Origin of the sequence: Exiguobacterium sp. LL15, assembly GCF_024436095.1 — a bacterium.
Taxonomy (GTDB): domain Bacteria; phylum Bacillota; class Bacilli; order Exiguobacteriales; family Exiguobacteriaceae; genus Exiguobacterium_A; species Exiguobacterium_A indicum.
The window spans coordinates 1,251,905-1,273,109 of sequence record NZ_JANFNX010000001.1 but is presented as its reverse complement, the minus strand read 5'-3'; the positions used below and the strand labels follow the sequence as shown (position 1 = coordinate 1,273,109).

28 protein-coding genes are annotated in these 21,205 nt (G+C 49.5%); 8 read left to right on the top strand and 20 right to left on the bottom strand.

What is annotated here, in order from left to right:
• Window positions 1-66 precede the first annotated feature (66 nt).
• Window positions 67-633, top strand: coding sequence for a recombinase family protein (locus NOM72_RS06440; RefSeq protein ID WP_023468356.1), 567 nt, complete (start codon window positions 67-69; stop codon window positions 631-633).
• Between the two features lie 25 nt (window positions 634-658).
• Here the strand turns inward: NOM72_RS06440 and NOM72_RS06435 are convergent, their stop codons facing one another.
• Window positions 659-1,066, bottom strand: coding sequence for a hypothetical protein (locus NOM72_RS06435; protein WP_023468357.1), 408 nt, complete (start codon window positions 1,064-1,066; stop codon window positions 659-661).
• Between the two features lie 145 nt (window positions 1,067-1,211).
• Here NOM72_RS06435 and NOM72_RS06430 point away from each other — a divergent pair, with 145 nt between their 5' ends.
• Window positions 1,212-1,595 carry a hypothetical protein gene (locus NOM72_RS06430; RefSeq protein ID WP_023468358.1) on the top strand — a complete coding sequence of 128 codons (384 nt, stop codon included), beginning with the start codon at window positions 1,212-1,214 and terminating at the stop codon, window positions 1,593-1,595.
• An 18-nt stretch (window positions 1,596-1,613) separates the two neighbouring features.
• Here the strand turns inward: NOM72_RS06430 and NOM72_RS06425 are convergent, their stop codons facing one another.
• Window positions 1,614-2,141, bottom strand: coding sequence for a hypothetical protein (locus tag NOM72_RS06425; protein ID WP_023468359.1), 528 nt, complete (start codon window positions 2,139-2,141; stop codon window positions 1,614-1,616).
• Between the two features lie 110 nt (window positions 2,142-2,251).
• On the opposite strand from NOM72_RS06425, the gene NOM72_RS06420 reads away from it, so the two are divergent.
• Complete coding sequence (locus tag NOM72_RS06420) at window positions 2,252-2,851, top strand: TetR/AcrR family transcriptional regulator (RefSeq protein ID WP_255998283.1); 600 nt, start codon at window positions 2,252-2,254, stop codon at window positions 2,849-2,851.
• 38 nt (window positions 2,852-2,889) lie between these two features.
• Here NOM72_RS06420 and NOM72_RS06415 read toward each other — a convergent pair whose 3' ends face one another.
• From NOM72_RS06415 to NOM72_RS06355, 12 genes are all read right to left on the bottom strand, one after another.
• Window positions 2,890-4,179, bottom strand: coding sequence for an MATE family efflux transporter (locus tag NOM72_RS06415; protein WP_255998282.1), 1,290 nt, complete (start codon window positions 4,177-4,179; stop codon window positions 2,890-2,892).
• The gene (locus NOM72_RS06410; protein WP_255998280.1) at window positions 4,173-4,910 is read right to left on the bottom strand and encodes an ABC transporter ATP-binding protein; all 738 of its coding nucleotides are present in this window, start codon (window positions 4,908-4,910) and stop codon (window positions 4,173-4,175) included. Before NOM72_RS06410 ends, NOM72_RS06415 begins: the two co-directional genes overlap by 7 nt.
• Window positions 4,889-5,635, bottom strand: coding sequence for an ABC transporter ATP-binding protein (locus NOM72_RS06405; protein ID WP_255998278.1), 747 nt, complete (start codon window positions 5,633-5,635; stop codon window positions 4,889-4,891). The genes NOM72_RS06410 and NOM72_RS06405 overlap by 22 nt, the downstream gene beginning before the upstream one ends.
• Complete coding sequence (locus NOM72_RS06400) at window positions 5,583-6,410, bottom strand: ABC transporter permease (RefSeq protein ID WP_255998276.1); 828 nt, start codon at window positions 6,408-6,410, stop codon at window positions 5,583-5,585. The genes NOM72_RS06405 and NOM72_RS06400 overlap by 53 nt, the downstream gene beginning before the upstream one ends.
• The gene (locus NOM72_RS06395; RefSeq protein ID WP_255998274.1) at window positions 6,407-7,342 is read right to left on the bottom strand and encodes an ABC transporter permease; all 936 of its coding nucleotides are present in this window, start codon (window positions 7,340-7,342) and stop codon (window positions 6,407-6,409) included. The genes NOM72_RS06400 and NOM72_RS06395 overlap by 4 nt, the downstream gene beginning before the upstream one ends.
• Window positions 7,342-8,859, bottom strand: a complete 1,518-nt coding sequence (nikA, locus tag NOM72_RS06390) for a nickel ABC transporter substrate-binding protein (protein ID WP_255998272.1) — start codon at window positions 8,857-8,859, stop codon at window positions 7,342-7,344. Before nikA ends, NOM72_RS06395 begins: the two co-directional genes overlap by 1 nt.
• 163 nt (window positions 8,860-9,022) lie before the next feature.
• The gene (locus tag NOM72_RS16110) at window positions 9,023-9,937 is read right to left on the bottom strand and encodes a methyl-accepting chemotaxis protein (protein ID WP_294746159.1); all 915 of its coding nucleotides are present in this window, start codon (window positions 9,935-9,937) and stop codon (window positions 9,023-9,025) included.
• A 116-nt stretch (window positions 9,938-10,053) separates the two neighbouring features.
• Window positions 10,054-10,812 carry an SDR family oxidoreductase gene (locus tag NOM72_RS06375; RefSeq protein ID WP_035397253.1) on the bottom strand — a complete coding sequence of 253 codons (759 nt, stop codon included), beginning with the start codon at window positions 10,810-10,812 and terminating at the stop codon, window positions 10,054-10,056.
• Window positions 10,813-11,391: 579 nt separating this feature from the next.
• Entirely contained in the window at window positions 11,392-11,829 is a 438-nt protein-coding gene (locus NOM72_RS06370; RefSeq protein ID WP_023468370.1) for an Asp23/Gls24 family envelope stress response protein, read from the bottom strand.
• Window positions 11,830-11,871: 42 nt separating this feature from the next.
• Window positions 11,872-12,078, bottom strand: coding sequence for a DUF2273 domain-containing protein (locus tag NOM72_RS06365; RefSeq protein ID WP_035397250.1), 207 nt, complete (start codon window positions 12,076-12,078; stop codon window positions 11,872-11,874).
• Between the two features lie 15 nt (window positions 12,079-12,093).
• Window positions 12,094-12,636 (bottom strand): alkaline shock response membrane anchor protein AmaP, encoded by a 543-nt coding sequence (amaP, locus tag NOM72_RS06360; RefSeq protein ID WP_255998271.1) that lies wholly within the window; start codon window positions 12,634-12,636, stop codon window positions 12,094-12,096.
• Between the two features lie 284 nt (window positions 12,637-12,920).
• Window positions 12,921-13,364 carry a hypothetical protein gene (locus NOM72_RS06355; protein WP_055968215.1) on the bottom strand — a complete coding sequence of 148 codons (444 nt, stop codon included), beginning with the start codon at window positions 13,362-13,364 and terminating at the stop codon, window positions 12,921-12,923.
• Window positions 13,365-13,449: 85 nt separating this feature from the next.
• On the opposite strand from NOM72_RS06355, the gene NOM72_RS06350 reads away from it, so the two are divergent.
• Window positions 13,450-14,178, top strand: coding sequence for an SDR family oxidoreductase (locus NOM72_RS06350; protein WP_023468374.1), 729 nt, complete (start codon window positions 13,450-13,452; stop codon window positions 14,176-14,178).
• Between the two features lie 66 nt (window positions 14,179-14,244).
• Here NOM72_RS06350 and NOM72_RS06345 read toward each other — a convergent pair whose 3' ends face one another.
• The 3 genes from NOM72_RS06345 to NOM72_RS06335 all read right to left on the bottom strand — a co-directional run bounded on the left by NOM72_RS06345 (window position 14,245) and on the right by NOM72_RS06335 (window position 16,467).
• The gene (locus tag NOM72_RS06345; protein WP_255998270.1) at window positions 14,245-15,213 is read right to left on the bottom strand and encodes an LLM class flavin-dependent oxidoreductase; all 969 of its coding nucleotides are present in this window, start codon (window positions 15,211-15,213) and stop codon (window positions 14,245-14,247) included.
• 62 nt (window positions 15,214-15,275) lie between these two features.
• Window positions 15,276-15,965, bottom strand: a complete 690-nt coding sequence (locus tag NOM72_RS06340) for an ABC transporter ATP-binding protein (protein ID WP_023468376.1) — start codon at window positions 15,963-15,965, stop codon at window positions 15,276-15,278.
• A gap of 109 nt (window positions 15,966-16,074) precedes the next feature.
• Window positions 16,075-16,467 carry a hypothetical protein gene (locus tag NOM72_RS06335; protein WP_023468377.1) on the bottom strand — a complete coding sequence of 131 codons (393 nt, stop codon included), beginning with the start codon at window positions 16,465-16,467 and terminating at the stop codon, window positions 16,075-16,077.
• 197 nt (window positions 16,468-16,664) lie between these two features.
• Between NOM72_RS06335 and NOM72_RS06330 the strand changes: the two genes are divergently transcribed.
• Both NOM72_RS06330 and NOM72_RS06325 read left to right on the top strand, forming a co-directional pair.
• Window positions 16,665-17,183: a DUF4256 domain-containing protein gene (locus tag NOM72_RS06330; protein WP_255998269.1), complete on the top strand. Its 519-nt coding sequence runs from the start codon at window positions 16,665-16,667 to the stop codon at window positions 17,181-17,183.
• A gap of 137 nt (window positions 17,184-17,320) precedes the next feature.
• The gene (locus NOM72_RS06325) at window positions 17,321-18,184 is read left to right on the top strand and encodes a sensor domain-containing diguanylate cyclase (RefSeq protein ID WP_023468378.1); all 864 of its coding nucleotides are present in this window, start codon (window positions 17,321-17,323) and stop codon (window positions 18,182-18,184) included.
• Here NOM72_RS06325 and NOM72_RS06320 read toward each other — a convergent pair.
• Together NOM72_RS06320 and NOM72_RS06315 are read right to left on the bottom strand one after the other, a co-directional pair.
• Complete coding sequence (locus NOM72_RS06320) at window positions 18,146-18,835, bottom strand: alpha/beta fold hydrolase (RefSeq protein WP_052017118.1); 690 nt, start codon at window positions 18,833-18,835, stop codon at window positions 18,146-18,148. The genes NOM72_RS06325 and NOM72_RS06320 overlap by 39 nt on opposite strands.
• Window positions 18,832-19,677, bottom strand: coding sequence for an alpha/beta fold hydrolase (locus NOM72_RS06315; RefSeq protein ID WP_255998267.1), 846 nt, complete (start codon window positions 19,675-19,677; stop codon window positions 18,832-18,834). Before NOM72_RS06315 ends, NOM72_RS06320 begins: the two co-directional genes overlap by 4 nt.
• 39 nt (window positions 19,678-19,716) lie before the next feature.
• On the opposite strand from NOM72_RS06315, the gene NOM72_RS06310 reads away from it, so the two are divergent.
• Window positions 19,717-20,382, top strand: a complete 666-nt coding sequence (locus tag NOM72_RS06310) for an HAD family hydrolase (protein WP_052017117.1) — start codon at window positions 19,717-19,719, stop codon at window positions 20,380-20,382.
• Window positions 20,379-20,762 carry a GNAT family N-acetyltransferase gene (locus NOM72_RS06305; protein WP_023468382.1) on the top strand — a complete coding sequence of 128 codons (384 nt, stop codon included), beginning with the start codon at window positions 20,379-20,381 and terminating at the stop codon, window positions 20,760-20,762. Before NOM72_RS06310 ends, NOM72_RS06305 begins: the two co-directional genes overlap by 4 nt.
• Here NOM72_RS06305 and NOM72_RS06300 read toward each other — a convergent pair.
• Window positions 20,754-21,191, bottom strand: coding sequence for a GNAT family N-acetyltransferase (locus NOM72_RS06300; RefSeq protein ID WP_023468383.1), 438 nt, complete (start codon window positions 21,189-21,191; stop codon window positions 20,754-20,756). The two genes, NOM72_RS06305 and NOM72_RS06300, sit on opposite strands and share 9 nt — an antisense overlap.
• Window positions 21,192-21,205 lie beyond the last annotated feature (14 nt).

The following is a 21,205-nucleotide window of genomic DNA, read 5'->3' as shown; positions in this document are numbered from 1 at the left end:
GGTGAGAATACGGTATACTGATGAGGAACTGACGTCGATCGTGATCGACAGAGAGGAGCTCCATCCATGCAATATTTCTACATGAGACCCTATCCGGATGATCCAGACTGTTCTACGCAACAAGCGGAAGCCGACAAGATGAATGTGACGACACGTGTCATCGAGACGCATGATTCAGCGAAACGACGGACGGAATTAGAACAGATGCTCGAGACCCTTCAGACGGGAGACGAAGTCATCGTCACGCATCTCTACATCTTAGCAGACTCGACGCGGCACTTGATCGAGATGCTCGAGCACATGGAGACACGCGGTGCGACGCTGTGGTCACTCCGCGAACAGATTCGGACGAGCGAGCGTGCTTCCTTGTCGTTTCTTGAAACGGCACGCCACCTGGTCCAGCTGCAAAGTGACGTCATCAGCATGTCGACGCGTGCCGGACTCTCAAAAGCAAAAGAACAAGGAAAGCAGACCGGTCGACCGCGGAAGCCGGATGAAAATGTCCGCCGCGCGATCGCGATGTATCAAAGTAAAAACTATTCGCTCGCTGATATCCGAGAACAGACCGGTATTAGTAAAAGTACGTTGTACCGATATCTCGAAAGCGAGACAATCGATACAGATAAAGGCTGACTCCATCATGGAATCAGCCTTTTTTTTAGCTATTTTGCTTTAAGGTGTTGCCGAGCCATTTTTGGAGGGCTTTTCCGCCTTCATAGAACGAGCTGTCTCGTAATTCATACGTATGACCGCCTTGTTCGATCAAGTCGAGGAACGTATTCCCGACGTCCCGGTTTTCCCATTTCCGCTGATCCGTCAAATACTTGAAACCGAAGTTACATTCGACGTTGAAGATGATATGGAACGGTTCCTTGAACGATTGGACGGCGCGAATCATCTCGATCAAGATCATCCGTTTCGGCGATGACGCTTCGAACGTATCGAACAGCGTTGTCCGGCGTCCGTGAAACTCGATGACGCGGATCGCGCGACCGGTATCCGCTTTAAAATCATAACTCGTCCGGATCGAGACGATGATCTCGCGTTGGTCTGGTTGTACTGGCATGGTGTATCGCTTCCTTTCTCTCGGTCGATTATAGCATGGAGCTGCTTGAATTTAATAGATGTCAACGACTCGGTCTTAAGAAGGATTGTCGTAACCCAAAATTTGTCTTATACTAAAATTACCAAATACATAAAGGAGCGTTTTCGTGAAACATCTATTTTCGATACTCCTCTCGGCGAGTCTTTTGTTCACGGGTTGCTACTGCACCCTCGACGAACGGACGGACGAGCCACACTTCAAATCGCGTGCCCGCTCCATCTCCTCGTACCATACCTTCGACATCGAATATGCGAAAGGATTACGGAAGGAGCAAGTCTCAAACCGAACAGTCACCGTGACGGATTCGAACGGTGAGCGGATGCAAACGGAGATTGAAGTCCTTGACGGCAAAGAGATCCGAATTAAACCGCCACGTACGGGATATAAAAAAGGACGTCGCTACATCATCCACATTCGGGATTCGATCGACGCCCGCAAACAAGTCCATACGAATACGATTCGGGAACGAACCTTCACTGTCGACCGCTGACAGACAAGGTTCGTTTTTTTATTTGGATCGAGCCGGAAAGACCGTATAACTCATCGAGATGACCCCATCGATCACGAGGACGAGTCCCCACAATTGTAACGTCCGTAAGAGACTCTCCGTCTGCTTCGCATCTCCCAGCCAGAGAATCATCGCACCGAGTAACGCTCCACCAATCAAAAAGGCCAGCACGTGCCGATAGAACCCGTTTCGCTCTTTACGTGCCTTTGAAATGCGCTCCCGTGATACTTGTTCTCTCAGGATGAACCGGCGATACATCCCGTCCGCCCAGGCAATCATCTGTTTTCCAAAGGCAAGTGAGACGCCGATATAGATCGCAGCAAGTCCGTGCGCGATCGTCGCCGTACTGCCGCGACTTAAGTCAAACACCGTTAAGACCAGTAAGACAATATCAATGACCGGTGACATCGCCATCAATCGAAAACCAAGCTTCTCTCGTCTGAATCCATAACGCACGATTAGTCCAGCGACGATGAATACCCAAAATAGAATCTCACAACAGACGATTGCCCACGCGACAAGTTGCATATCAATCCTCTCCTTTTTTAATACGACTGTATCATAAAGATAACACCTCTTTTGTAGCTTGACTAGTCTTTTTAATACATTCGTGCTAAAAAAGATGATATACTTGAGACATGCCAAAACAAGTCAATCACGAAGAACGCAAACGCCTCATCGCCGAAGCGACGTGGCGCACGATTTCTCAAGTCGGTATTGAACAAGCCAGTGTCCGGACGATCGCCAAGGAAGCGGGACTCTCACTGGGTGCCTTACGGTATTACTTCACTACCCAGGACGAGTTGCTCCGCTTCTCGATGGACCTCGTCCAAGAACGGGTCCAAGCACGCATCACAACCATTTTCGAGAAAGGAGGAACCCCGGAAGAAACGTTATGTGACGTCTTACTTGAGGTCTTACCTTATGCACCCGAGCATCAGCTCGAGATGCATGTCTGGTTTCAATTCATGATGTCCGCGTATTCATCGCAAGCGACAGAAAATCCGGATGATATCTACCATATGGTTCAAATACTGTTGACACAGATCCCGGACGGTACACTCCGAGCAGATTTAGACATTGAGCTTGAGAGTGAACGGCTCGCAGCACTCGTTGACGGGTTAGCCTTTCATGCTCTGTTTCGACCAGAACGATTACCAAAAGAACGCCTGCGTCATGTGCTCGTCCATCACTTGAACGCCCTCTTCGTCCGTCCTTTAGCGATCGACGACAAATAACCCGCTGTTCCCTTTACACGAGGGAAACAGCGGGTTTTTCATCGTTTTGCTTCTACGAGAATCAACGATAAGGAACGAATCAAGAAGAACGTCAAAAATGCTGCCCAGACACCCTGATTTTCAAAAGTCGGTGTCAGCAGGAGGACGACCGCAAAACCAATTCCTGCTTGAATCATCGAATTCCGAACGGGTGTTGCTTCAACCCGCCCGGCAAAGATTCCTTCATAGATCATCGCCCAACCGGCGAGGAGCGGTAGGATGATGATCCAGAAGTAATAATCGCGCGCTGCGTCTAGGATTGCCTCTTCTGAAGTGAACAACTGTAGGAGCGGTGTCTCAAGGAAGAGGAGCACCAGTGACCAGAAGACGACCGAGTAGAATCCAAACGTCCGTGCCAAACGGACACTCTTCCGGTATCCTGCCTGATCTTGATGCCCTCTCGCCCGACCGACGAGAACCGTTGACGCATGACCGAGTCCACCGAACCAGTACGAAATCAGATACTGGATTTGTAGCAGGATCGCGTTGGCTGCGAGGACATCCGGTCCGAATTGTCCACCAGCACGTGTGAACCAGCCGGTGACGAGTAGAAGGAAAATCGTGCGAATGAACAAGTCACGATTGACTTGAAAGAATTGACGGTACGCTTGCCATGCCGTCAAGGCGCGCCATTCATCACGCGTCATCGATAAATGACCACGAATCAGGTACAGACTACAGACGACGATGCTGATCTCCGCGATGACGGTCGCAACCGCGATTCCAGCAACACCGGCATCCAATCCGTAGACGAATCCGATATCGAGAACGACATTGACTCCTGTACTAAACAATTGGACGAACAAGGCGTGCTTGACCTGACCGGTACCAATCAACCAGCCGAGTAACGCATACCCCATCAACACGAACGGTGCGCCAATCATCCGGTATGAAATATACGTCTTGACCGCACCGAGCAAGTCAGCGGGTGGTGCAAGTAAGTACAGTCCGATTTGCTCGAGCGGCTGTCGGAATAACAGGATGAGCAGACCGATACAAGCTGCTAGAAACAGCGGTCGGTAAAGTGACGTCCGTAAGGCGTGCACGTCATTCGCCCCACTTGCTTGGGCGCTGAATCCTGTCGTACTCACTTTTAAGAAACCGAACAACCAATAGATCGTATTAAAGAAGACGGCTCCGACAGCGATACCGCCGATCGCCCGCGGATCACCGGATTGACCGATGACGACGGTATCGGTCACCCCAAGCAAGGGTGTAGCAATACTTGAGAGAATCAGCGGATAAGCGAGTAACCAGTACGTTTTGTGGGTCGGTTGTGCGTTCACCATGTTCCGGCCTCGACGAATCGTTGGGTATACGCACCACCTAATTCCAATCGATCAATCAAATCAACAGCACGACCGTCACGTAAGACGAGTATTTCCGAACAGAGGCGCCGGATGAAGTCGATATCGTGCGAGATCAATACGAGACTGACACCAAATGTTTGCTGCAGGCGTTCTAGTAGTTCGATGATCTGTGCGCGAGAGACGACATCAAGTCCCGTCGTCGGCTCATCCATCACAATGATGTCGGGTTCAATCGAAATCGCGCGGGCGATCGCGGCACGCTGAATTTGTCCCCCACTCAATTGATGGGGCAATCGATCGAATAACCGTTCCTCCAACCCGACCGCAAGTGCGAGGGCAGTCATGAGATTTTCTTCTGACGTCGCTGGGAAATGCCGCAAGATCGGACGATGCCGACGAAACGGTTCAAGAATCGATTCCCGCACCGTCCATTCTGGATTAAAGGAAGCGAGAGGATGTTGAAAGACGGCTTGAATAGCTCGTCGCTCGTTTCGGTGCCCACTCGGAAATGCCTTTCCATGCAAGGAAATCAAACCATGCGTGGGTTTGAGCAGACCGAGGATCAATCGTCCGAGTGTCGTCTTGCCACTCCCACTCTCCCCGATGATGCCAATTGACGCCTTTTTCGTCACGTGAAAGGAGATATTCGACAAAATGGGCTGATCCTTTATTTGATAAGTAAGATCTGTTACGGATAAGACTGGGTACATGAACTCTTCCTTTCTTCCGGTGATGTACGATGCGCTTGCATCAAGCTCATCGTGAACGGATGACGACTTTGCTCGATCATCTGTGGTGTTCCCGTCTCGACGATTCGTCCATCCTGCATTAAGACGAGTTGCTCCCCATAATGTAAGGCAGGTCCTAATTCGTGGGTGACGAACAAAATCGTTGCCCCGTACTGGTGTTGGTATTCGGTCAACCAGTCGAGTAAACGACGTGTCAACACAGGATCGAGCGCCGTCGTTAGTTCATCCGCTAAAATCAATCGTGGTTTTAAGGTGACGGCAAACAGGATCGCGAACCGTTGCAATTGCCCACCGCTCAACTCTCCTGGATATCGGTCCAACCAGGTCGGGTCCAACTCAAGCGTTCGCAAGACGTCATCGATGTAAGGATGATCCATCTTTCGTCCATGTGCGCGATATGTATCCCGTAACATCTGACGCATCGTCAAAAACGGAAGAAACGCATCGGTATACTGCTGTGGTATGTAACCAATATCGAGACCACGCCGAAGAGGTTCGTCCGAGATGACTTCTCCGCTCGACGACATCCCGTCCGGCAATCGATCCAGTAATCGTTTAAGCAAGAGCGTCTTACCGCTCCCGCTCGCTCCGACGAGACAGATGAATCGATGAGCTGGTAACGATAGATTCATGTCATGCAGAAGGACGTGTTTCGCCCGAACGTGTAAGTTCCGAATCTGAATCATTTACGTGTCCTCCTTTTTTCTTCATCCATCGCGTCCATCCCATCGTCGCGACGACGGTCAAGACGATGCACGCACCTGGCAAAAGCATGAGCCGGGGTGCGGAACTGAAATAAGGACGTCCTTCGTTCAACATTGCTCCCCACTCTGGCAGTGGTGCTTGGACACCAAGCCCGATATAAGAGAATGCCGATAAGAATAAGATGACTTTGCCGACATCCAAACTCATTAACACGACGACTTGTCGGATGATGGGCGGCAAGATATGGCGTCGTAAGATCATACTGTCTGTTAACCCGTTGATGCGTGTCATGCTGATGTATGGCTTTTGCATCGTCTCGGTCACGAGTGTCTCGCTTAATCGCGCGTAGGAAATCCATTTGATGAGTAAAATCGCAAAGATCAAACTTTGAGGACTGGCACCAAATAATCCGGCGATGACAAGTGCTAGAACGGTGTCAGGGAAAATCACGAGACCATCTTCTAATCGATGAATCAAGTGCTTGAGTCGTCCATCATAAAAACCGGCTAGACAACCAAGACAGGTACCGATGCACGCTGTGAGCAACACCGTAAGCAGGCTGAAACCTAAGGATATCAAACCAGCTAAAAAAAGACGAGCTGCGAAATCTCGTCCTAAACCGTCTGTTCCGAGCCAATGTTCGAATGAAGCAGGCTCAAGTCTTTTCGTTACGCTTGTATTAAATGGATTAATGTATACGGTATATGAAATAAATAGTAGGAGACATCCTCCGAAAATGAGCCATCTTTTTTTCATGTGTGTGTTCCCTTCTGCCAATCTGGTCGTAACGCCCGGTTTAACGACCGGATACCTTGATGCAAGACAAGAATGATGCCTGTCGTCAGCAAGATGTAGCCTTGGATCAGTGGGTAATCGCGTTGCAAAATCGCATCGACCATTAACTTTCCGACACCTGGATACGCGAACAGGACTTCGAGGACGACGACACCCCCGGCAAGACTGCCGAGCGTCAGACCGAACACGGACAGGATCGGTGGCAAACTGCCGCGTAACGCATAACGCCAAAGAATCGTCCGCTCGGATATACCACGCATCCGTGCCAACTCAATGTACGGTTGGTTCAATTCACGGCGTAGATTCAGTCGAATCAATGGAATATAAACGCTCGCAAGTGGAAAGCCGAGCGATAGAGCCGGGAGGACAAGTGACGTCATCCCCTCCCGCCCCATCACAGGTAACCATCCGAGACGGACGGCAAACAGGTCGACGAGCAACAGACCGATCCAAAAACCAGGCACGGTCGCTCCGCTCATGCTGACAAGGTGCGCAAGACGGACGACGCTTCGGCCCGTCATCAAGGCGCTACCGATTCCTAGGGGTAAGGCGATCAATAAGGCAATCAAAATACCGCCAAGTGCCAGCTCCGCTGTCACGAGATAACTCTCTAACAACATCTCGATGACCGGTCGCCCCGTCTGTAACGAGTTTCCGAGACGTAAGGTGAGTATGTCTTGCAGCCAACGGACGTACTGGACGAGCAACGGCTGATCGTATCCTAATTCACGGCGCGCGGCCTCGATTTGTTCGGGCGTTGCTGATAATTCATCGATATTCAATAACGTCAAGACCGGATCACCCGGCAGTAACCGTAACAAGACAAAACAACTGAACGTGATGAGTAGAGTGAATAGACTCAGCGATAGCAGTCGTTTGACGATCGAATGCATCAATCGGTCACCTGCAACGTGTTCGTGATCATGTAGTATTCACTCTTTTCCGTTTTCCATCCTTTGACGCGTTTGCTGTCATAGGCGACGAGTGTTGAAGGATGGAGCAAGAAGCTATTGTAGCGTTTCTCGTCGACATATCGCGCGATCTGCTCCGCAAGCCGTGATCGCTCCTCGATCTGAATCGTTTCATTTAACGTCTCGATCTGTTTCGTCAACTTCGGATCCGCGACACGACTGAAGTTCAGTCCCCCGTTCGGATGATAGGTCGCGTTCAAATAATATCCAGCATCCCCACGCGGAGCTGTCAGATTGCTGTACGTCGCGATATCCCAGTCCCGGTTACTTGCCATGTATTCTTCTGGGACATCGATTTGTTTAATCGTGATCGCGACACCAATCTTTTTCGCGTCATCTTGAATGACTTGAGCGATCAACGGCAGGTCTGGTCGAGCCGCATACGTCAATAACGTCAACTTTAAAGGACGACCGTCCTTTTGCATCCGTCCGTTTTGTTTTGTATAACCGGCTTGTTTGAGCCATTCCTCAGGCGTCTTCTGCACTTGTTGCGGATAGTTCGGAGCAAATGGGAATGACGATAGGAACGGACCACGTGCTGGCACCGCATATCCTTGGAGGACGTGATCGACGAGTTGCTTTCGATTGATTAAAGCATCCATTGCCTGTCGGACTTCAAGCGATTGCATCGGACCGTTCGCGACATTCATTGTCAACTGATGGACACGGAACGTATCCGTCGCTTGGACTGTTAATCCTTCAGACTTCAACTGCTTGACACTCTCGATTTCCGGTCGATAGACGATATCCGCCTGTCCGGCACGCAAAGCGTTCGTCCGTGCGCCAGCATCTTCGTTGAAGACAAAATCAACGGAATCAAGTTTCGCTTGTTCTTGCCAATAGGACTTGAAACGTTTTAACTCGACTTTTGTTCCCGGAGCGAACCGCTCGACTTGGAACGGACCGGTTCCCATCGGTTCCTTCGTTACCCCGCTCGCTTTCGTGTCGATGATTGCTGTGTTCGGATTGACGAGTTCCGAGATGAACTCTGGATATGTCGTCTTCGTTTGAATGAGCAAATCGGGTCCGTCCGTTTTGATCGTCTCGATATTCAAGGCATTCTTGACACCTGGATTTTCGTCGATTGAGCGTTCGAGAGACGATTTGACGGCTGCCGCATCAAGTTGTTTCCCATTATGGAACGTCACGTCTTCCTGTAAGACGATCCGCCATGTTCGCTTTCCTTCGTAGGACCATTTTTTCGCAAGCCACGGCTCGACCGTCAATCGTTCGTCATCAAGACGGACGAGCGTCTCCGTCACCCCTGCGCGAAGCGGAACATAACTGCTGTCGCGATGCGGATCGAGCGATTGTGTCGCGAAGTTATAGACGAACGTCAAATGGTTTTGCTCTTGTGGCTTATCAGAAGCAGCACAACCGGCAAGTGTCAAACCGAGGAAGACACTACCGATAAGGCTAGCAGTTTTATATGTAGACATTGTTCTCCACCTTTAATTCGGAATAATTACGTTTTACATCATATCGTAACGATTCCGATTTAACAAGCATCTTTTCTATTTCTCTATATTGAATTTGCCATCAAAAAAAATACCGAATCAACTACAAGCGAACAGCTCGTGTGATTCGGTAGCGGTGTATTTCTTATAAGACGTCGACGAATTGTTTTGCCTGACGCTCGAGTTGTTTCGCTGAATCAGCCAATTGATCGAACTCACTGACCGTATGTTCGAGTTGCCCCGTACTGTCCTTGACCTTAGACGAAATCCGCTCGATGCTGTGTGAAACATCTTCAATCCGCTCAACGATCCCTTCAATGTTGTTCTTGATTTCTCCGATTGAGTGCGACACTTTGTTCGACAGTTTTCGGACTTCGGTCGCGACGACATCGAACCCACGTCCATGTTCACCAGCACGTGCCGCCTCGATCGCCGCATTCAAGGCGAGCAGATTCGTCTGCGCTGCAATATCACGGATCGTCTTGACGATGTCGGTGATCGAGTTCGCATCCTTTCGTAAGGCAACAAGGCTCGACAGATTCTCGACGGATTCCGCCTCGACTTGTTGGACGGTCGCCAGCACGTTCAGACCATCCTGACGACCACTCTCCGATTTGACCGTCAAGAACGCGGATGTCTCGTTGAGTTCAGCCGCCATCCGTAAGACGTCCTGTTGGCGAATCGTAATGTCCGATGCAATTTTTGAGACACCGACGACCCGGCGCCCGTCATCCGAATAGATCGGCATATAGGTCGCTTCGAGCCATTTCTGTTGCCCATCAGCAGCCCGGCGTTCAATCTTGTCCTGATAGGTGATGCCTTGCATCAATTTGCGCCAAAACAACTCATAATCCGGACTGTTGACGTACGCTGGAAAGCAAAGATCACGGTGGTATTTACCGATTAGCTCTTCCACTTCATACCCCATCGTCCGGGCAAACAACTCGTTGACATATGCGACTTTCCGTCGATCGTCGAAGCGAATGATTGCCAGATTTTGCTCGATTGCTCGAATGACTTGTGTGTCGGTGACGTGTGCTGCTTGTTCCTGCATCGACATGCCGATTCCTCCCTGGATTCAAACTCAAGGTCATAATGCTCCTATTGTCATATTATCCCTTGTATCGACAGGTTCCTGCCATTTTAAACTGTAATCTAGTAAATAATATACGATTTTTAATACGCACTCCATCCACCATCGGCGACGACGATTGCCCCGTTAACAAAACTCGCCTCGTCAGACACGAGGAACATTGCCAATTTTGCGACCTCATCCGGCTGACCGGCACGTGGATTGAGTCCCATGCCGAGCATCGCCCGTCCCATTCCGAATTCATTCAGGTTCGTCATCGATTGCCCGATGTTCGTCTCGACGGCTCCAGGAGCGATGCCGTTACAGCGGATCCCCTCTCCGGCGTAAAAGAAGGCGGTATTCTTCGTCAAACCAATGACGGCATGTTTGGAAGCGGTATAGGCTGCTCCTGCTCGGGCACCGTTCAGACCGCCAATCGAGATGTTATTCAAAATGACACCACCTTTTACTTCCTTGAAATGCTTGACCGCTTCGCGCATCAGACGCATCGTTCCCGTCGTATTGACGGCGAGAACATGATCCCAGCGTTCATCGGAGATGTCTTCCACTCCCTCCATTCCGTCCATGATCCCAGCATTGTTGACGAGAACGTCCAGTTTGCCGTAAGCCTCAAGCGCTTGTTGGACGAGTTCTGTTGCTGCCTTTGGTTTGGCGATATCACTCGCAACAGCGATCGCTTCTCCCCCTGCTTCCTTGATGTCAGAGACGACCCGTTCAACGGTTTCCAACCGAATGTCCGCTGCGACGATCCGTGCGCCTTCTTGTGCAAACAATTTGGCCATGGCTTCACCCATTCCTGAGCCAGCTCCCGTGACGATGATCGTTTTACCTGTTAGTCGCATCATGAATCATCCTTTCGTTTATCGTGATACTAATCTATTCCCGAAAAAGGCTCTAGTTTAGTCAAACGTCGTGTCAATTCCATGAAAAAAGACCCGACGATTTTCGTCAGGTCCTGCAGTTAATACGTTGCAATTGTTTCAATGCGACATCGACGTTGAGCCGCTTTCCGGTTTTCTACGATTCTCGGAACATGCTCGGATCAAATAATCTAAATTGATGATTGATCCAGTTTTGTCGATAGATTTCGTGTGCTTGTTTTATGATTTCTTCGTCTGACAACTGTTTCATGTCTATTTCCACGCAGTCGAAATCATCTACACCGAACTTGAAACCACAGCATGGACAAATTTCGTTACTCCCCGCAAAGTGTTCATAATATGGTGGATCTTCAAGTTTATTGCATCCACACACAGGACAGATATAATACGGATCGTTTGGTTTCAAAGATACGATGCCTCCTTAGATAATGATCATTCTTATATCTATCGTAACCCATCCAACCGCTATTTTAGAGAGGAAGTCATGTTATGAATACATGAAAAAAAGACCCGACGAGTTCGTCGGATCTTTTGACTTCGTTATTGTAGTTCGCGGCTCTTTTCTTCTTGTTCGTTGTTCGATTTATTTTTCGCTTCAAATTCAGCGCGTGTCATGACGTCCTCAACGTGCATGTTGACCTCGACGACTTCAAGTCCTGTCATATCACTGATTGATTTTTTGATTTTAGCGACCGTCTCTTGGAAGATTGACGGAATATTTTTACCGTATTCGACGATGACTTTCAAATCGAGTGCGACTTGGCGTTCGCCGACTTCCGCACCGATTCCTTTTGTGATGTCTTCCGAACTCCGGAGACGATCCGTCAGTCCACTCATGAATCCACCACTCATTGACAAGATGCCTGTCACTTCATTCGACGCGATCCCTGCGATTTTTTTGATGACTTGATCTTCGAACGTCAATTTATTCTCGCGTACCACTTCGTTTTCAGTTGTTGTGTTTACTTCGTTTGCCATTTGAAATCTCTCCTTTTGAATGTGTAGTTAGATATATATGAATCAGTCCCGTTGAAAGAACTGAATCCACCCTTCGATATCGAGCGCACCATCGCGCCACTTCCCAATCAAGAATCCGATCGCTGCAAAGGCAACAATGAGGATCGTCGGACCAAAGCCAATCGTCAAGAATAAGATGGCGAGGATTAGACCGACAAGTCCTCCGATCAGTCGGAACCGATACGGGTAAAGTGCTTCCCTTGTCTTCATGTTCCCTCTCCTCTCTTAGACGACACGTTCCGATGTTTTTGTTTTCGTATCACTAATCGTGACCTTCGTACTCGTGACCGGCAACTCGAGTAAGGATTCGACGGCTTGTTTAGCGCGTTCTTGAATATCCTTCGCGATCGTCGGAAGCCCCTCTTGTCCGAAGACCGAGCAGTCGACTTTTAAAGCAACCGTCTCTTTTTTCGAATGGATGTCGGCATGGACACGCGGTGTCCGTACGCCACCAATCCCACGAATCGACTCCAGTGCCGTCCGTTCGATTGTTTCCTTCGAAATCGTAATCGTTCCGTCACCCGTTTGAATCAACAGACGTTGACCTTTCGAGCGGCTGAATAATCCTGTGAATAATAGAATGACGAATACGAGTGCTAAAAAACCTCCGATGGATAGAACGGTATAGCTATACCATTGCTGATCCTGCCACTGCTCGATTAACGAACTGAGCCGTGGAACATCATACACACCGAGCACAAGCAGCCCGACACTGACGAGTCCGAGTATGCCTATGATGACGAGTAAGAATCGATTGAACCCATTCATCTGCACCTCTCCTTTAGGATTGTTAACTTCTTTCACCTAGGTGATTCAACACATGAATTATTATGTGTATGGTGTGTTTATTCCCGTTCATTCGAACCCGAAACATTTACATACACTTTCGTTAAAATGTTCATATATTCTGATTTTTCAGACTATAATTAGTAAAACAAGTGGATTTTTTACTATATTTAACGAAAAAAGACCTCTTTCAACTAAAAAGAGGTCAACAATCTAATCCGTCTATCATTTCCCGCATACTTCGTCAACACGTTTTTTGAAAATGATCATTCCACTTCGATCGGAATGGCAAAATAACCGTTTCCTTCTTCCCACCCTGCTCTAATCTGATAGACATATTTTCCACGGGTCGTTGGCAAAGTGATATTTTCTACGTCCTGAAACGTTCTAAGCTTTTTTCCATTTGTAACGGACCATAACTCAACGGCAACATTTTTTGGATGCGGACCATCTCGAAAAAGAATCGACATCTGTTCTTCCGGTGCAACGCGTTCACCTTGTTTCTTTTTTACTTGTTCAACTGGTCCGATCTTTGCATCAGCCGTCTCTCCTAAAAAGAGACCCGACCACGTATAGGTTCCTAAGTACACCTTTGCTTCACGATTTTCAATCGTCACGTCGGGTGCTGGTGGTTGATGGCGGAAAGGATCCAGCGAGAAGAGTAACCCTAAACTAATCAGCACTATACCAATAAACGTTTGTTGTTTCACGAGGCAACCTCCTACACAATGTTTTCAAATCAATAAAAGCGGCAATACCTCTCAAGGAGTACGTTATTCAAAAGGAGGAGTTCAGATGATTCAGGATAAAGTCGTCATCATTACAGGAGCATCAAGCGGGATTGGGGAAGCAACCGCTAAAGAACTTGCAAAACAAGGAGCAAAACTCGTTCTTGCTGCACGCCGGGAAGATCGTTTGCAAGAACTCGTCAAAGCCGTTGAAGCAGAAGGTGGTCAAGCCGTCTACCAAGTGACGGACGTCACGGATCGCGAACAAGTCGATGCACTCGCTAAGCTTGCGAAAGACAAGTTTGGCTCAGTTGATGTCATCGTCAATAACGCTGGATTGATGCCACTATCACACCTCCACAAGAATCAACAGGATGAATGGAATACGATGGTCGACGTCAACATTAAAGGTGTTCTCCACGGAATCGGAGCCGTCTTGCCGTACATGCGCGAACAAAAAAGCGGACATGTCATCAACATCTCGTCTGTCGCAGGTCACGAAGTCATGCCGTCGAGCGCCGTCTATAGCGGTACGAAATTCGCCGTTCGCGCGATCACGGAAGGTCTCCGCAAGGAAGAATCGGTCGACAATCACATCCGTGCAACGATCATCTCACCGGGAGCGGTCGATACAGAACTGAAGGACCATATCTCGGATGACGAGATCAAACAAGGGATTGGTGACTTGAAAGCGATCGATGCGAGCGCGATTGCGCGTGCCATCGCTTACGCCGTTAACGAACCAGAAGATGTCGCGATTAACGAGATCCTGATTCGTCCAACGGCTCAACGTTAATTGAATGTAGAATTTATTAACAGGACCCCTCATTAGCCAAACAGCTAACGAGGGGTCCTGTTCTGTTTAGAGTAGTCGTTCCGCGATGAGCTGGTACGACTGTAATCGTTTTTCTTGATCAAAGGCATTGTTGATCAGTAAAAATTGATCCGTTTGATAACGCGTTGCTAATACCTCTAGCTCACGCTCAACGACATCCGGTGTCCCAACAATCGCTCGCCGGCGATCTTTGCGAATCCGTTCTACTTGCACGTCATTCCAGACCTTTGATTCTGTCGTCTTAAATGACGGAACGATCGAATTCCCGAGTCGGACGCCTTGAATCCAGGCATCCTGTGTTCGAGCGAGACGTTCTGCTTCTTCTTGTGCCGGAGCACAGATAACGAAAACACAGACGATGACGTTCTTCCCGCCCGCCTCGCGATATGTCGAGAGCGTCTCTTCCCAACGATCCGGATTGATGAAGTGACCAAACACGAGACCACGGTCTTGTTCAGCTGCAATCCGCGCGCTACGTGGTGACAGACCTAGGATCGAAATCGGTGACGGTTTCCGGTCACGTGGTGTCGTCTTGACGATCCGGTACGGGTGTCGATTCGATAGACTGTCTGTTAAAAAGCCCGCCGTCTCATCGACGAGTCGACTAAACTCCGCCGCCCGGTTTTCTTCTCCATCCGTCAACGCAAGTCGTGTCCGTTCGCTCCCGCCCGGCGAATTACCGATCCCGAGTTCGATTCGTCCCGGATAAAACGCATCGAGCGTCGCAAAGCTCTCGGCGACTTTCAGCGGATGATACTGCGGCAACAACACGCCACCTGAACCAAGCTTGATTTTTGACGTCTTCGCACCCATTCGGGCGATGAACAGTTCCGGTGCCGCACTGAGCAACCCGTTCGTATTATGATGTTCAGCGAACCAGTACCGTTCGTAACCGAGTCGCTCGGCTTCTAAGACGAGTCGTTCCGTCGCTTCCATCGTCGCTTCGACCGTATCGCCCTCGTGTAACGGCACTTGATCCAGTATTCCTAGTCGCATCACGCATTCCTCCTCTACCCTTTCAGTGTAAAGCGTGGAGGAACGGAGTTCAAAAACGAGGCTCAGACACGCACGAGACGATCTTCGATGATGACGCCATCTCGCATCTCGATCGTTCGGTTCGCCCGTTCGGCGAGTGCCGGATCGTGGGTGACGAACAAGACGCCGCAGCCTTTCTCTTCGTTTAATGACCGTAAGAGATTGAAGATGATTTCTCCCGTATCCGTATCGAGGTTCCCTGTCGGCTCATCGGCAAGCAACCATTTCGGTTCATGAACAAGTGCTCGGGCAACGGCGACCCGTTGTTGTTGTCCACCGGAAAGTTGCGACGGCAAACTGCCTGCTTTATCAGCAAGACCGACTTGTGCAAGTAACTGCTCGGCGCGTTCTTTTTTATCGTATGGTACTTTTCGACCGAACAAAGGCGCCATGACATTCTCAAGCGCCGTCAGCGTCGGAATCAAATGAAACTGCTGGAAGATGAAGCCGATGTTCTCGAAACGGAAGTCGGATAGTTCTTTACTGTTTAATTTGTTGATTGGTTTTCCGTCGTAATGCAACTCCCCACTCGTCGGACGATCGAGCGTTCCGATTAGACTGAGTAACGTCGACTTTCCAGAACCTGATGGACCGATGATTGAGATGAAGTCACCTGCTTCAAGCGTCACTTCGATGTCTTGTAACGCATGTGTCTCGACTCCGTCTCCCGAAAATGATTTTCCCATCTGTTTGCATTGAAATGTTCCTTCCATATGTAAGCCCTCCATATATTCGTGATAACGTACTATTCAAGAATTTATTGGGAATTCCTTCTAAAAGAAAGGAAATAAAAAACAGCACTCTTGAGGAACAAGAATACTGTCAAGAAACACGTGGTTGAATGGAAACGAAATTTTTACGATAGACGATCTCATACGGTAAAACGAATAATAGACAAGCAAGAGCCGTGAACTGAATCATGCTTCCGGTTGGTGGTAGCGGAGACAGCGATGCATCATGCCATGCTTCATACAAACCAATGAAAAGAAACAGGACGACACTACTCGTCGTCACGTAGATGAGTAAACGAAGGGTCAATGGATAATGGCGGACGATCCATAACATCGGTAAACCAAAGATAAAATAGGATAACGTCATCGCAAACGTTCCGAACTGATAGACGATCTCAAAGTCGATCGTCGTCAAGAACGAATATGCTGTGAACGCTAAGAACGAAAGAATCGTCACAACAGCCGCATAACTGATCCAGCGCATACGGTTGGGCTCCTCTCCTGAATGTCGTTCCTGTACGCGCGATCGCAACAGAAACCGGATATGTACAATTAGTGTAGGCAGTCCGATTTCATTTGTCAATTGTCTTCAGATTGACTTATTCAGTCACTAAACGATTGCACTGGAAGCGGATTCATTGAATAATGGAAAAAAGGAACTAGGAAAGTGAGGTTTTACTGATGGAGGAACAACTCAGGACATTTCGTGATCGCTTTGAATCTACTACTAATTACCACGATGGTCTTTCGTATGACGAGGTCGAGTCTCGCCTGACGTCATCCAAACGAACAGCCCTCGCTTGGATGGAACAAACAGGCGGCGAGCCGAATGTCGTAACCCTTGCTGGACGACTCGTCATCGTCGACACTGCCAAAGAGAGTCCAGCTGGTCGTCGAAGTGTCTGTTTTGATGAATCTGCTCGACTTGGTCGCAAGAAAAATGCGCCCGCAGCAAGTGTCGAGTCGATGATTGAGATGCTAGAGGTGCACCTCTTAACACCAGAACAGTATCAAGAACTACAGACGCAGTTTTCGTTTGACGAAAAAACCTCCAGCTGGCTTGCGACGCCGGACGTGATCCGTCAAAAAGGTGGCGCTTTGTTCGGAGATCGTCGTTATGAGACGACGTTCATCTATCACAACGGAGCGGATTCCTATTATGCGAGCCGAGGATTTCGTGTCTGCATTGAGCTAAATTAATCCAAAAACACTCTACGATTGAAGTAGAGTGTTTTTTGTAAATTATAGGTAATAAAACCCAATTATGATATGATGGTCGATGAATAGAGGAGGTGGACGTCATATTTGTATTGGGATTGATTGTAGGTGGTCTTATCATGTTGATCAGTTTCCGGTTATTCCGCCAGCAACAGCCGGATACAATCGCATTGTGTAAAGATATCTTCTACGTGTTCGAAGTGCAGCCGGAATATCGGTTTCGTTATATCAGTCCTTCCCTCGATGACCATATGGGGAAAGGCGTGGCAGCAGCCAGCTACATGGATCCGGACGAGTGTTTCGCGCGGATTCATCCGGAAGACATCGAAGTCTTGATGTCGAAGATTTCGGGCGACTGTGACTACGATCAGCCGTTTCGGCAACGCTGGCGGACGAATGACGGAACGTACGTCTGGTTCGAAGAATATGCGACACCCATTTGCGAAAATGGGCAGATCGTTGCCATCCAAGGGGTGATCCGTAACATTGACGAACAGTTGAAATCACAACAGGCATTGCTCGATCAATACCGGATCGATGCCTTGACTGGTCTAGGGAATCGCCATGCCTTCAACGAGGCTGTCCACACACTCGATCAAGAGAAGACGGCGTATGGGGTGATTCTGCTTGACTTGAATGAACTAAAAGAGCTCAACGACCGGTTCGGTCACGCGGTCGGTGATGCCTTGCTTGAACAAACAGGACTTTGCATCCGCCGCTTGACAGACCATGGCTACCGGATCGGTGGTGATGAATTCGTCTTGATCGACGAGAGTCCGTCGATTGAGCTGTTCGAGGGATTCGTCGAACACGTTCGCTCGACGTTCGCGACACACGAAATCGGACTCGCAATCGGCGCCGTTCATACGACAACAGGACGCCGTGTCGACGACGTCCTGCATGAGGCAGATGAGCAGATGTATCAAGAAAAGATGAATGATCGCTTAAGTCGTCAGCATGGATTGATGCGCTTGAAGCAATAAGGCGTTGAAGCGTTCCGGTTGATCGAGATTCGCCGTATGCCCGGCTCCCTCGATCGGTAAAACGATGACGTTTGGCACATGTTCCGCAACGAACGCGGTTGCGTCGACTTCGTATGTTTCATTCGTTCCGTTTAGGATGACGACCGGTAAGGTGATCGACTGCAGCATCGTTTCCGTCAGTGCTGGGAAACGGAATGTCATCAAATCAAGGACTGCCCGCGCCGTCGTTTTCCAGGCAGGACCATGCAACTGTTCGAACTGGTCGGCAATTTCCGGTGCTTGTTGTTCGAGGTCGAGGAAGAACTCTCGTTGCTTGCGCATCAGCGGCTCCATCGCTTTAGGAATGAATGGTGAAAAACCCGTGATACATACCCCTTCGAGTTCGTCCGGTGGGTCGAGTGCCAGTTGCATCGCAAGCGTTGCGCCAAGCGACAACCCGAGAATCCATCCTGGACCTTCCTGTGCCATCCGTTCGCGGATGGCACGTGTTGCTTGTGATAAGTAATCTTCCGTTGCCGGTTCCGTCGTCATTCCGTGACCAGGCAGATCAATCGGAATGAACGTAAAATCATCCGCTAAAGCGGATAGCTGTGGTGCAAAGTGTGTTGCTGCCGTTCCCATTAAACCATGTAGTACATACATACGTGTCATACGGTAAACTCCTTAAATTGATGTAGTGTCAATATCGCGTCTACGATGACGTCCGGACGATCGCGATGCATCAGGTGTGATGTTCCCGGAACGAACGTCACGTTCGCCTGATCGGATAGATTCGCCTGTCGCTGAATCAATTCCTGCCATTTTTCTTCCATCCGCTCCAGTTCGTCTTTTGGAAAACCAGCAGCCATCATCGTTTCGATCGACTGCGCTTTGTCCCGTCCAAGAACGGTCAACGGAATACCGAGATCGCGCATGCGTGGTTGAAGATCTTTCGCATCACTTTTCCACTGCGAGATGATCGCATGCATCGCCAGGTAATACGCCGGGTTCCAATCCGTGCGGTCATCCCCGTCCGGGAAACGGTCACGTAAATCAGTTGCTTTTGATAGTTCTTCGAACCGATCGATCCAGACGGCGTCATCCCCTTCTCGGTCGAGCATCGGTGTATCCAGCTGATCGAGTTCTGCTAAATCAACGGACGTCGCATCCACGAGAACGAGACCGGCGACACGTTCTGGATGATGTAGAGCAAAAGCTTGCGCGACAAGACCACCGTAAGAATGACCGACGAGTGTGACCGGAGTCGTAATCTTCGTTGCGTTAAGAAACTGATTGATTTGCCGTAAGATGCCGGTCGTCCCGTCGATGTAATCGTCCGACCATTCGTGCGGATGAAAGCTGACGACCCGGTAGTCCGGTGTCAGTTTCGTCAGAATGTCCGCCCAGTCCTGATACGTCCCACCGAGCGAGGGTAGGAGTAACAACGGTCGACCTGTCGAACCGTCGTCATAATACGTCACTTGTTTTCCCTGATGTTGCATAATTCGTTCCATTATAATCACTCCTCTATACTTTGAAAGATGGTGTTTACCTTGATTCGTGCCCTATTGTTTGATTTAGACGAGACGTTACATGACCGGTCCGGTTCTCTTCCCTATTTCCTTCGGGATCAGCATCAACGTTTTCGTGAAGTTGCGCATGTTCCGATCGACGACTACATCACGACGTTCTTGGCGCTTGATCAAGAAGGACGCGTCTGGAAGGACGTCGTCTATACGGAAATGATTCGTCGCTTCCAGTTGTCGCTTTCTGTTGAAGTACTGCTACACGACTACGTGACGCGTTATCCGATCTTCGCACGGAGCTTTCCGGGAGTCGACGCCTTTTTTGCGCAATTACCGCCTGAGCTACCCATCGGCTTACTGTCGAACGGTCGGACGACGTTTCAACGTGCTGTCTGTGACGCAATCGGACTGTCTCCCTCTTTTACGCAGATCGGGATTTCGGAACAAGAAGGCGTCCGTAAACCGGATCCGGCATTTTTCTTGCGCTTAACGGACCGTTTAGGTGTTCGCCCGGACGAAGTCCTTTATGTCGGCGACAATTACGACCACGACATCTTACCGGCGCGCGCCCTCGGCATGCAGGCGATTTGGAAGCGCACAGGCGATGTTCCATTGACCGACACGCAATTTTCGGACTGGTGCCAGTTACCTGCTCCACTCCAAGACCTGATACGAAAGGAGAACCAGCCATGACGGAACAGATTCGCCGTTTCCAGCCTGACGATTTTGAGCAGATTCATCGATTGAACGCATTAGAAGGATGGCAGGATCTCGTCGCTGATCAAGAGCGGACTCGCAACGCGTGGATGAATGCAAATGCCGCTTTCGTCCTTGAGTCTGACGGAGAAATCCTTGCCTATGTCCGCGCTTTAACGGACGGTTCAGTGACGACGTTCGTCTGTGAGCTCCTCGTCAGCCGAAACGCACGCAAGCGTGGGTACGGACAACAGTTACTCGATCACTTGCAACTTACCTATCCGACGCGGATCGATCTGCTGGCAACCCGTCAAGCTGCTTCTTTTTATGAACAACAAGGATTTCGTGCTTTCCATGGTTTCCGTAAATCACGATGAAGCGAGTGATTTCGAATAACTCGTGCTCGTCACGCTGTAGCCCATCGATTGATAAAAGTGATGGGCTGCTTCGCGTTCCGGTCGATTACCACTGTTCAGCAAGACGGCAGTTGCTCCTCTTGCGTGCGCCCAGTCTTCCGCTGCTCGGATCAAGCGGCGTCCGATTCCCTGCCGACGATATTTCGCGTTGACGACGAACGCGACGATTCGGACATAGGTCGTATCGTGCTCAAACGCTTGCGCCTGAAACAGACCGACGCAGCCGAGAAGCATATCGTCGTCTTCTAACACAAGCAATTCATAATCCGGATGACGGGTGACCCGTGTAAACCGTTCGCGTAACACATTCTCGCTTGCCGGATACCCGAGCTGCGTCATCAAACCGACCAATTGCGGTAGATCGTCTGTTGTCCAAGACCGGATGTTCATCTCCCTTTCCCCCT